This window comes from Amycolatopsis sp. NPDC003731 (assembly GCF_053586895.1).
The window spans coordinates 1-10,293 of sequence record NZ_JBSFNC010000230.1; the positions used below are offsets into that span (position 1 = coordinate 1).

General features: G+C 73.3%; 8 protein-coding genes and 1 pseudogene. 3 read left to right on the forward strand and 6 right to left on the reverse strand.

Translation table 11 applies throughout. From position 1 onward, the window contains the following. Positions 1-589: 589 nt before the first annotated feature. Positions 590-2,368: a hypothetical protein gene (locus ACWDN5_RS44505; RefSeq protein ID WP_449680515.1), complete on the forward strand. Its 1,779-nt coding sequence runs from the start codon at positions 590-592 to the stop codon at positions 2,366-2,368. On the opposite strand, the gene ACWDN5_RS44510 is transcribed toward ACWDN5_RS44505, so the two are convergent. Both ACWDN5_RS44510 and ACWDN5_RS44515 read right to left on the reverse strand, forming a co-directional pair. Then, positions 2,365-3,510: an FAD-dependent oxidoreductase gene (locus tag ACWDN5_RS44510; RefSeq protein WP_449680516.1), complete on the reverse strand. Its 1,146-nt coding sequence runs from the start codon at positions 3,508-3,510 to the stop codon at positions 2,365-2,367. The genes ACWDN5_RS44505 and ACWDN5_RS44510 overlap by 4 nt on opposite strands. A 95-nt stretch (positions 3,511-3,605) precedes the next feature. Further along, complete coding sequence (locus ACWDN5_RS44515) at positions 3,606-4,928, reverse strand: aminotransferase-like domain-containing protein (protein WP_310974562.1); 1,323 nt, start codon at positions 4,926-4,928, stop codon at positions 3,606-3,608. 72 nt (positions 4,929-5,000) lie between these two features. On the opposite strand from ACWDN5_RS44515, the gene ACWDN5_RS44520 reads away from it, so the two are divergent. Next, the gene (locus tag ACWDN5_RS44520) at positions 5,001-5,657 is read left to right on the forward strand and encodes an O-methyltransferase (RefSeq protein ID WP_310974563.1); all 657 of its coding nucleotides are present in this window, start codon (positions 5,001-5,003) and stop codon (positions 5,655-5,657) included. Position 5,658: 1 nt separating this feature from the next. On the opposite strand, the gene ACWDN5_RS44525 is transcribed toward ACWDN5_RS44520, so the two are convergent. After that, a complete protein-coding gene (locus ACWDN5_RS44525; RefSeq protein WP_449680517.1) occupies positions 5,659-7,509 on the reverse strand; it encodes a transglycosylase domain-containing protein in 1,851 nt (616 codons plus the stop codon). A 77-nt stretch (positions 7,510-7,586) separates the two neighbouring features. Then, positions 7,587-8,306, reverse strand: coding sequence for a FadR/GntR family transcriptional regulator (locus tag ACWDN5_RS44530; RefSeq protein WP_310974565.1), 720 nt, complete (start codon positions 8,304-8,306; stop codon positions 7,587-7,589). An 84-nt stretch (positions 8,307-8,390) separates the two neighbouring features. Here ACWDN5_RS44530 and ACWDN5_RS44535 point away from each other — a divergent pair, with 84 nt between their 5' ends. Then, positions 8,391-8,621, forward strand: a complete 231-nt coding sequence (locus ACWDN5_RS44535; RefSeq protein ID WP_449680518.1) for a hypothetical protein — start codon at positions 8,391-8,393, stop codon at positions 8,619-8,621. 10 nt (positions 8,622-8,631) lie between these two features. Here the strand turns inward: ACWDN5_RS44535 and ACWDN5_RS44540 are convergent, their stop codons facing one another. Both ACWDN5_RS44540 and ACWDN5_RS44545 read right to left on the reverse strand, forming a co-directional pair. Beyond that, on the reverse strand, positions 8,632-9,999 hold the full coding sequence (locus tag ACWDN5_RS44540; protein WP_449680519.1) for an L-serine ammonia-lyase: 1,368 nt from the start codon (positions 9,997-9,999) through the stop codon (positions 8,632-8,634). 14 nt (positions 10,000-10,013) lie between these two features. Then, a pseudogene (locus ACWDN5_RS44545) lies at positions 10,014-10,293 on the reverse strand (lipoyl synthase); the annotation flags it as partial.

Below are 10,293 nucleotides of genomic sequence, written 5' to 3' on the forward strand. Positions count from 1 at the left end.
ACGTCATTCCGAGTCACCACATGACCAAGACCGGACCCTAACCGCACCAAGTACGGCACCACCAACCCTGACACTGAGAGTCATTCGCGACCTTCCGGCGGGTGCCGCGCGGCGGAAGGTCGCCCGGGGCTGCCGGGGTGGCGTTCGCCCCACAGCTCCCGGGGTGGCGCTCGCCCCACAGCGCCCCGGGGTGGCGCTCGCCAAACAGCGCCCCGGGGTGGCGCTCGCCAACAGCGCCCGGGGTGGCGCACGCCAAACAGCGCCCGGGGTGGCGCACGCCCCACAGCGCCCGGGGTGGCGCACGCCCCACGACTGGCGGGGTGGCGCACGCCCCACAGCGCCCGGGGTGGCGCTCACCCCACAGCGCCCCGGGGTGGCGCTCGCCAAACAGCGCCCGGGGTGGCGCTCACCCCACAGCTCCCGGGGTGGCGCTCACCCCACAGCTCCCGGGGTGGCGCTCACCTCACAGCGCCCGGGGTGGCGCTCACCCCACGGCTGCCGGGTGGCGCTCGCACCGGTCCGCCGGGTGCGGGTCCCGGCCGCTACCATCGTTTCCCGGGCGTGATCGGGAGTGGAAGGCGGGCGGGGCGTGGACGTGGCGAGTCCTGCGCACGTCGCCACGCCGCCGGCGCCCGCCCGGCAGACCCGGCCGCTGCTGCGCGGGAGCATCCACGCCGGCTGGGTGGTCCTGCTCGCGCTGGCCACCGAGCTGCGCGTCGGCCGCTTCGGCTTCCACCCCTCCGACCAGGGCTTCATCCTCGCCCAGGCGTGGCGCGTGCTGCACGGCGAAGTCCCGCACGCCGACATCATCTCCGCCCGCCCGCTCGGGTCCGCGGTGCTGCACGTCGCCGACTTCGCCCTGCCGATGCCGCTGTTCTTCGGCTCCAGCTTCCTGTCGATGATCGAGATCATCGTGGCCACGATCGCGTTCGCCACGCTGGTCACCCGGCGCCGGGTGCTGGACTGGGGCCCGGGGATGACGGCGCTGGTCGCGGCCGCGTCGCTGATCAACCTCAACGCCTTCCCGCTGATGGCCTGGCACACCGTGGACGGCATCTTCCTCACCGCGTGCGGCGCCTGGGCCCTGGACGCGGGCTTGCGCGGCGGCCGCGCGCTCGCCCGCCGCGGCGGGCTGGTGCTGCTCGGCTGCGCGGTGTTCGTCAAGCAGAGCTTCGCGCTGGCCGCGGTGATCGGCGTCGTCTGGCTGGTGCTGCACCCGGCGACGCGGGCGGGCACGCGCCGCGCGGCCCGGTTCGTCCTCGACCTCCTCGCGCTCGGCGCGCCCGGGCTGGCTTACGTGGCGTGGGTGAGCCTCGGCGGCGGCTTCACGGAGATGGTCGAGCAGGTCACCGGCGGCGTGCCCGCGTACGGCGAGCGGCTGCTCGGCCTCTGGCTCGACGACCCGGAGGTGCTGACCAAGGCCCCCGTGCGGGAGCTGGGCTTCTTCGCCGCGATCGCCGTGGTGCTGCTGGCCGTCCGGCTGCCCGGCGACCGGCTCGGCGTGGCCGGGCGGGTGGCGTCCTGGGTGCTGGTGCTCGCCGGGGCCACGGCGGTGGTGTGGACCGTGGTCGACGGCCGGTTCACCGGCTCCTCGCGCTGGGCGGACGTCCTGTGGTGGATCGTCGCGGTCAGCGTGCCGGTGAACGCGGCCGTCCGGCGGAAGGTCCCGTGGGCGGGGCTGCTCGTGCTCGCCACCGGGTTCATGACCAGCCTGTCCTGGGGCAACGACACACCGACGCTGCTCACCGGCACCCTGGCCCTGACGGCGTTGCTGCTGCTGGGCCAGCTGGTCCCGCCCCGTCCGCGGCCGGTGCCCCGCTGGGTGACGGCGACGGCCGGCCTGACCGCGGTGGCGGTCTGCGGCTGGGTCGTCGTCGCCCGCCACGACCAGGCCGCCTACCTCGACGTCAGCCACGACCGGCTGACCGAAGACCTCGGCGCCGTCACCCCGGCGATGGCGGGCATCCGGACGAACCCTTCGACGTTCACCTTCGTCCGGCAGATCCGCGACTGCCTGGACCGCTTCCCGGCCGCGCGGACCGCGATCCTGCCGGACAGCCCGTTCGCCTACCCGGCGTTCGGCCTGCGCAACCCGTTCCCCCTCGAATGGCCGCTGCCGCTGGAGATCGTCGGCGACGCGCCCGAGCGCATGCTCGCGACGGCGGACGAGCTGAACCGCGAAGGCGGCTACCTGGTGCTGTTCGAGACGGATTCGATCCGGATGCTCGCGACCGGCGGCCCGGTCCCGGAGTCGATCCCGGCCGACACGCCGGTGTTCGACTACCTCGGGCTGGAGAAGGCGATCCAGGCCCGGCTCACCGGCCGGGCCGTCACCTGCGGCAGCTTCGTCGGGAAGTACGCCCCCTAGGACTCCCGCACCGCGCCGGTGAACTCCCGGAACGCGTCGGCCAGGACCCGCGCGAGGTCGTCCTCGCCGGCCCCGGCGAGCAGTTCCTCGAACCGCCTTCCCTCCTCGCCGACCTTGGCGCTGCGCGGGAACATGGCTTCCTCGTACTCCGCGAGCGCGGTTTCGACCGCGCCGGGGCGCGCGGCGAGGGCCAGGCCGAGCTCGGCTCCGTCGAGCATGGCGAGGTTGGCGCCTTCGCCGTTGGCCGGCATGAGGTGGGCCGCGTCGCCGACCAGCGTCACCCCCGGCACGCGCGCCCACCGGTGCCCGACCGGCAGGGTGTAGTGCGGCCGCAGGACGGGCGGGGTGTCGCCGTCGGTGATCAGCGCGGTGAGTTCCGGGGCCCAGCCGTCGAACTCCGCCGCGACCCGGGCGGCGGCCGCGGCGGGGTCGGTGAAGTCGATCGCGTCGAACCACGCCAGCGGCCGGGTCAGCGACACGTAGGTGTGCAGCGTGTCCCCGCTCTCCCGGTGGGCGTGGATGCCCTTGCCCACCGACGGCACCATCAGCGAGCCGCCGCCCACCGCCTTCGCGGCGGCGGGGTGCCGGGTGTCCGCGTCGTACAGGTAGCTCTCGACGAAGGCTTCGCCGACGTACTCCGGCACCGCGCCGGTGAGCAGCGGCCGAACCTTCGACCAGGCACCGTCCGCGCCGACCAGGAGGCTCGTGACGGCGGTGCGGCCGCCGGCGAAGGTCACCTCGTGCCGGCCGTCGCCGAGGGCGCGGGCCCCGGTCACCTTGTGTCCCCAGTGGACAGTGCCGGCCGGGAGCGCGTCGAGCAGCATCCGCCGCAGGTCGGCGCGCTGCACCTCGGGACGGCCGCCGGTGCCGTCGTCGGCCTGTTCGGCCAGCACGGTCCCGTGCCGGTCGAGCACCCGCATCGCCTGCCTGCCCTCCAGCACCAGGCCGCGGAACTCGGCCGTCAGCCCGGCCGCCTCGACGGCGATCTGCCCGTTGTAGTCGTGGATGTCGAGCATCCCGCCCTGCATCCGGGCCGCCGGGGAGGACTCGGCTTCGTAGACGTCGGCGGCGATGCCGTGGACGTGCAGGACGCGGGCGAGGGTAAGGCCGCCGAGGCCGGCGCCGATGATCGTGACGTGCATGCGTGCTCCTTCGGGTTGCGGTGCGACTCCCGAAGGCTGGCGGAGATCACTGGCGCGGACCGCACACGGAGCTGGCACGCCGCTGGCGGGCGCTGTCAGTCGGCGAGCAGGTCGTCGGGACTGCCGCCGGCCAGCCCGGCCAGGACGTCGAGCGCCGACGCGAGGGCCGCCGGCGGCGGGGCCGACACCGCGACCCGCACCGCGTTCGGCGCGTGGCCGGGCAGGACCGCGAACGCCGCCGCCGGGGACAGCGCGATCCCCCGGCGGGCCGCCGCCGCGACGAACGTCTCCGCCCGCCACTGCTCCGGCAGCTCCCACCAGCGGTGGTACGACGCCGGGTCGCCGCGCAGGCCCGGGAGCTTCTCCGCCACCACGGTCGCGCGCGCGGCCGCGTCCCGGCGTTTCGCCGCCTCGATCTCCGCCAGGGTGCCGGTCACGATCCACTGCGTCGCCGCCTCGACGGCGAACCGGGACACCCCCCAGGCGCCCGAGCGCACCGACGACGCCAGCCGGGCCGTCCAGGCCGGCGGCGTCACCAGGAACCCCGCCGTCAAGCCCGGCGCGACCCGCTTGGACAGGCTGTCCACGAACACCGTGCGCTCCGGCGCGTACGCGGCGAACGGGCGGACGTCGTCGCGGAGGAACGTGTAGATGCCGTCTTCGATGACCGGCAGGTCCAGGCGGCCCGTGACCTCGGCGAGCTCGGCGCGGCGCTGCGGCGGCATCGTCGTGCCGAGCGGGTTGTGCAGCGTCGGCTGGACGTAGAGCGCGCGCACCGGCCCGGCCGCGGCGAGCGCCGAGGGCACCAGCCCCGACTCGTCGGTCTCGATCGGCACGAGCTCCACGCCGAGTCGCGCCGCGAGGGCCTTCACCACCGGGTACGTCAGCGACTCCACCGCGAGCCGCTCCCCCACCGGCACGAACGCGGCGATCGCCGCCGCCAGGGCCTGCCTGCCGTTGCCGGTGAACAGGATCGTCGCCGGGTCCGGGCGCCAGTCGCCGCGGGCGAGCAGGCCGGCCGCGGCCTCGCGGGCGACCGGGGTGCCCGCCGCGCCGATCGGGTGCAGGGCCGCCGTCAGGACATCGTCGCGCAGCAACGGTTCCAGGGCGCGGGCCAGCTTCGCGGACTCCTCCGGCAGGACGGCGAAGTTGAGTTCGAGGTCGACCCGGGCGCCGCCGGGCTCGGCGAGCGCGGGTTCGGGCGGCGGTTTCGCCGCGCGGACGAAGGTGCCGCGCCCGACCTCGCCGACGGCCAGGCCGCGCCGGACGAGCTCGCCGTAGACGCGGGCGGCGGTGGAACCGGCGATGCCGCGCTGCCGCGCGAAGCGCCGCTGGGGCGGGAGCCGGTCGCCGGGGCGGAGACGGCCGGCCTCGATGTCGGCGGCGATGGCGTCCGCGACGACGCGGTAGTCGTCCATGGTCACCTTCCCGCCGCGGTTTCTCCTCGACCGGCATGATCCCATCCGGGCTAGATTGACGGTGGAGGTGCCATGACCGACCAGAACTGGACCGACGTCGACGACTACCTCGCCGGCGCGCTGCTCGCCCCCGACCCGGTGCTCGACACGGCGCTGGCCGACGCGGACGCCGCCGGGCTGCCGCAGATCGCCGTCGCGCCCAACCAGGGCAAGCTGCTCAACCTGCTGGCGCGCCTCGCCGGGGCGCGCACGATCCTGGAGATCGGCACGCTCGGCGGGTACAGCACGATCTGGCTCGCCCGCGCCCTGCCTGCCGGCGGCAAGCTCGTCACCTGCGAATACGAGCCGAAGCACGCCGAAGTCGCGAAGGCCAACCTCGCGCGGGCGGGCTTCGGCGAGGACGTCGTCGACATCCGCGTCGGCGCGGCCCTCGACACGCTGCCCACGCTGACCGGGCCGTTCGACTTCGTGTTCATCGACGCCGACAAGGTCAACCTCGCGAACTACGTGCGCGCCTCGCTCTCGCTCGCCCGCCCGGGCACGGCGATCGTCGTCGACAACGTCGTCCGCCAGGGCCGGGTGGCCGACGCGGGCAGTGACGACCCGAACGTCCGCGGCGCGCGCGAGATGTTCGAGCTGCTGGCCGCCGAGGACCGGATCGACGCCACCGCCGTCCAGACCGTCGGCGGCAAGGGCCACGACGGGTTCGTGCTGGCCCTGGTCCGCTGACTCACCGCGGTGGGCGAGCGGCCGTCGCGGTGAAGGCGCGCCAGACGTCGGCCGGGACGGTGTCGCCGGTCAGTTTGCGGCCGCTCGCGTCCTTGAGGCGGCGGTCGTCGTCGGAGCCGATCCAGACCGCCGTCGCCAGCTGCGGGGTGTAGCCGACCGCCCAGGCGTCCTGGTAGTCCGGGCTGTTGCCGTGCTCGGCCTCGCCGGTGCGCAGCGCCGCCGGGCCGTCCGTGCGCAGGGTCGAGGTGACCTCCTCGGCGACGCGACGGCTCGTGTCGTCGTCGCCGAACGCCGGACGGGCGGTGTCCGGGTTTTCCCAGACGACCGCGCCGTTTTCGTCACGCACCCTCTCGACCAGGTGCGGGGTGGCCCGCCGGCCTCCGGCGGCGAAGGTCCCGTACGCGCCGGCGACGTCCAGCGGCCGCAGCGGGTACCGGCCGATGGCGATCCCCGCCCCGATCAGGAAGCCGTCCTTTTCGCGCAGGGTCGGGACGCCGTCGACGGCGTCCGGGATCCCGGCCCGGCGCGCGGCGTCGCTCAGCGCCTCCGGGCCCAGCCTCTTCGCCAGCTCGATGAACGGGGCGTCCGCGTGGGTTTCCATCGCCGAGCGCAGGGTGCACTTCGGGCCGCAGACGTCCGGGTATTGGAAGTTCTCGCCGAGGAACTCCAGCTTCGACGGCGACGGGATCGGCTGGTCCGGGACGTAGCCGCGGCCCAGCGCCGCGGCGAGGGTGAACGGGTGGAACGCCGTGCCGAGCGCGTGCGGGGTTCCGGCGTAGTCGCGGACGCCTTGGTCACCGCCGTAGTAGGCGCGGACGGCGCCGGTCGCCGGGTCGATCGCGACGACGGCCCCGCGGAACTCCTTCGGCTCGCCGTTCAGCCTGTCCCGCAAAGCTTTCTTCGCGGCGTCCTGACGGCTGCGGTCCAGCGTCGTCTCGACCGTCATGTTCCCCTGCTGGAGCCGGCCGAGCGGGAAGCCGTCCCGCTCCAGCTCGGCGAGGACCTGCTGCTTGACGTGGAACTCGTCGTAGGTCACGCGGCCGGCGCGGGTCTCCGACGGCGGCTGGATCTCGGGGCCGGGGTAGGCCATCGGTTCGCCGTCCTTGACGTACCCGCGGCTCACGAGCTTGTCGCGCACGTACTGCCAGCGCCGGGCGGCGTGGAGGTCGCCCGAGGCGGCGGGGTCGTGCACCGACGGGGACTGGATCATCCCGGCCAGGAAGGCGGCTTCGCTCCATGTGATGGAGTCGTCGAGCTTCTTGCCGAAGTAGGCGTTCATCGCCGCGGCGGGGCCGAACGTGCCGCGGCCGAAGGAGATGATGTTGACGTAGCTTTCGAAGATCTGTTCCTTGCCCTGTTCCTGGGTGATCTTCGTGGCCAGCACGAGCTCGGCGAACTTGCGCCCGAGCGTCGCGTCTTCGTCGCCGGTGGACTTCTTGATGTACTGCTGGGTGATCCCGGAGCCGCCGCCGACGCCGGTGAGGAACGCCCGGCCGATGCCGGTGGGGTCGAAGCCCTGGTTGTCCCAGAAGGTCGGGTCCTCGGTGGCGATGATGGCGTCGCGCAGCTTCGCGGGCACCCGGGAGTAGGGGACGAACATCCGGTCGCCGTCGGCCGGGATCACCTTGAGCAGCTCGGACCCGTCGGCGTACTTCAGGACGACGGTCTTGTCGAGCCCGGCCAGGACCTCCTGGGGGCTGCGGACGTCGAGCACCAGGTAGGCGATCCAGAAGGCGATCAGCGGGCCGCCGATCAGGGCGCCGAGCGTCCAGCCGGTGATCCGCCGGACGCGGCGCCACTTCGGGGAGCGGGGCTTGTCTTCTTCTTCGGTTTCCTCGGTCGCCAAGGTCACGAATGGATGACGGCCGAACGGGTGAGAAGGTTCTGCGGCAGGTTGTTCGAATCCTGTGAAGATCGAAACTGTCGAAATCAGGACAGGAAGGCGCGCAGCAGCGAGGCGGTGCCCTCGATGTGCTCGGCCATCGCGCGGCGCGCGGCGGGGGCGTCGCCGGCCAGGATCGCGTCCACGATCGCTTCGTGCTGGGCGTTGGAGTGCTCGAGGTTGGGCGGGAGCAGGGGAATCCGGTCGAGCAGCTGGTTGACGCGGCTGCGGGCGTCGGCCATCGCCGTGGTCAGCGAGCCGGACGCGGTCACCTCGGCGATGGCCAGGTGCAGCCGGGAATCCTTGCGGCGGTAGTCGTCGAGGTCGGCGCCGGCGGCCTCGGCGAGCGTGCCGGTGAGGTGCTGCCGGTCGGCCGGGCTCAGCGACCGCGCGGCCGCCATCTCGGCGGCGCCGGTCTCGAGGACGTAGCGGAGGCTCAGCGCGTCTTCCAGCGCGACGGTGTCGACCTTCCCGCCGGGCTCGGGCGGAGCGGGCAGAGTGTCGTGCACGAACGTGCCGCCGTACCGCCCCCGCCGTGACTCGACGTAACCGGCGTCGGAGAGCGCCCGGATGGCCTCGCGCAGCGTGACGCGGCTGACGCCGAGCCGTTCGGCGAGCTCGCGTTCGGAGGGGAGCCGCTCCCCCGCGCCGACGACGCCCAGCCGGATGGCCTGCAGCAGCCGCTCGACGGTCTCCTCGAAGGCGTTGCCGGTGCGGACCGGCCGGAACAGCGCTTCGCCGGCATTCACCACCGAGGTCGACTCCATCCCGCGAGTCTAGGCGCTGCCCGGCCATCACCCTGTGTTCGCGGTCCGGAAAACCGGTGGCCCCGGTGGGCACTCTCGGCGACGATGGAACCACCGACACCGAACATCGACGCAGGGGGCGATCCGGTGCACTTCCTGATGGCCGAAGATCTGGTCCACGAACGAGAGAACGAGTTGCGCCACGGCGTGCACAACCGCCCACCGGGCCGCGCGACGCCGAGCCGCCACCCGGGAACCCGCAAGCAGCAACTGGGCTGGCGCCTGGTCGAAGTCGGCTTGAAGCTGGCCGTCGAGCCGGACGACCGCCGAGACTGACCCCGCCGCGTCAGCACTCGATGACGTTCACCGCCAGGCCGCCACGCGCGGTTTCCTTGTACTTCACGCTCATGTCGGCGCCCGTCTCGCGCATCGTCTTGATCGCCTTGTCCAGCGTCACCACGTGACTGCCGTCGCCGCGCATGGCCATGCGGGCCGCGTGGATCGCCTTCGACGCTCCCACCGCGTTGCGCTCGATGCACGGGATCTGGACCAGGCCGCCGACCGGGTCGCACGTCAGCCCCAGGTGGTGTTCCACCCCGATCTCCGCCGCGTTCTCCACCTGGGCCGGCGTGCCGCCGAGCACCTCCGTCAGCCCTGCCGCCGCCATGGCCGACGCCGAGCCCACTTCGCCCTGGCAGCCGACCTCCGCGCCCGAGATCGAGCCCGTCTGCTTGAGGATCGAGCCGATCGCGCCCGCCGTCAGCAGGAACGTCACGATGCCGTCGTCCGACGAATGCCGGATGAAGCGCTGGTAGTAGTGCAGCACCGCCGGGATGATGCCCGCCGCGCCGTTGGTCGGGGCCGTCACCACGCGGCCGCCCGCCGCGTTCTCCTCGTTGACGGCGAGGGCGTACAGGCTCACCCAGTCCATCGCGTACAACGGGTCGTCCGCGCCGTCCTCCGCCAGGAGCTTCTCGTGCAGCGCCCGCGCCCGCCGCGGGACCTTCAGGCCGCCCGGCAGGACGCCTTCGTGCGTGCAGCCGTTGCGGACGCACTCCGCCATGACCGCCCAGATGTCCAGCAGCCCGGACCGCACTTCCTCGCGGGACCGCCACGACAGCTCGTTCGCCAGCATGATCTCGCTGATCGGCAAGCCCGTCGACGCGCAGTGCGCGAGCAGGTCGGCCCCCGTGCGGAACGGGTACGGCACCGGCGTCGAGTCCTCGACGAACACCGTGTCCGTCTCGTACGACTCGTCGCGGACGAAACCGCCGCCGACCGAGTAGTACGTCCGCTCGCGCAGCAGCGCGCCCGAGGCGTCGAACGCGCGGAACACCATGCCGTTCGGGTGCGCGGGCAGCGACTTGCGGCGGTGCATGGTGAGGTCGTTGTCCTCGTCGAACGCGATCTCGTGCGTCCCGGCCAAGCGCAGCCGCCGGGACTCGCGGATTTCCGCGATGCGGACGGGCACGGTGTCGGTGTCGATCTCTTCGGGACGCTCGCCCGACAGCCCGAGCAGGACGGCTTTGTCGCTGCCGTGGCCGAACCCGGTCGCGCCGAGCGAGCCGAACAGTTCGGCCTGGACGCGGGACGTCCGCGGGAGGTCGTCGCCGAGTCCGTCCACAAAGGTCAGTGCCGCCCGCATCGGCCCGACGGTGTGGGAGCTCGACGGGCCGATGCCGATGGAAAACAGGTCGAAGACGCTGATCGCCATTGATCCGCCCCTTCCTATCGGGCCAGCAGCGAGCTGGCCTCTTGCGAAGCCGGGCCCTGGTCGGCGAGGTGGGCCAGGTTCTCCGGCAGCTCTTCTCCGCGGTGACGCTTGGTCTGGGCGTAGAGCCGTCCCGCGCGGTAGGACGAGCGCACCAACGGCCCCGCCATCACACCGGCAAAGCCCATCGCCTCGGCCGCCCGGGAGTGCTCCACGAACTCCTCCGGCTTGACCCACCGATCCACCGGGTGATGCCGCGGCGACGGACGCAGATACTGCGTGATCGTCAAGATCTCG

Coding starts and splice junctions, on each gene's coding strand:
- ACWDN5_RS44510 (WP_449680516.1), bottom strand. CDS start 3,510: ATGCACGTCACGATCATCGGCGCCGGCCTCGGCGGCCTTACCCTCGCC.
- ACWDN5_RS44515 (WP_310974562.1), bottom strand. CDS start 4,928: ATGGACGACTACCGCGTCGTCGCGGACGCCATCGCCGCCGACATCGAG.
- ACWDN5_RS44520 (WP_310974563.1), top strand. CDS start 5,001: ATGACCGACCAGAACTGGACCGACGTCGACGACTACCTCGCCGGCGCG.
- ACWDN5_RS44530 (WP_310974565.1), bottom strand. CDS start 8,306: ATGGAGTCGACCTCGGTGGTGAATGCCGGCGAAGCGCTGTTCCGGCCG.
- ACWDN5_RS44535 (WP_449680518.1), top strand. CDS start 8,391: ATGGAACCACCGACACCGAACATCGACGCAGGGGGCGATCCGGTGCAC.
- ACWDN5_RS44540 (WP_449680519.1), bottom strand. CDS start 9,999: ATGGCGATCAGCGTCTTCGACCTGTTTTCCATCGGCATCGGCCCGTCG.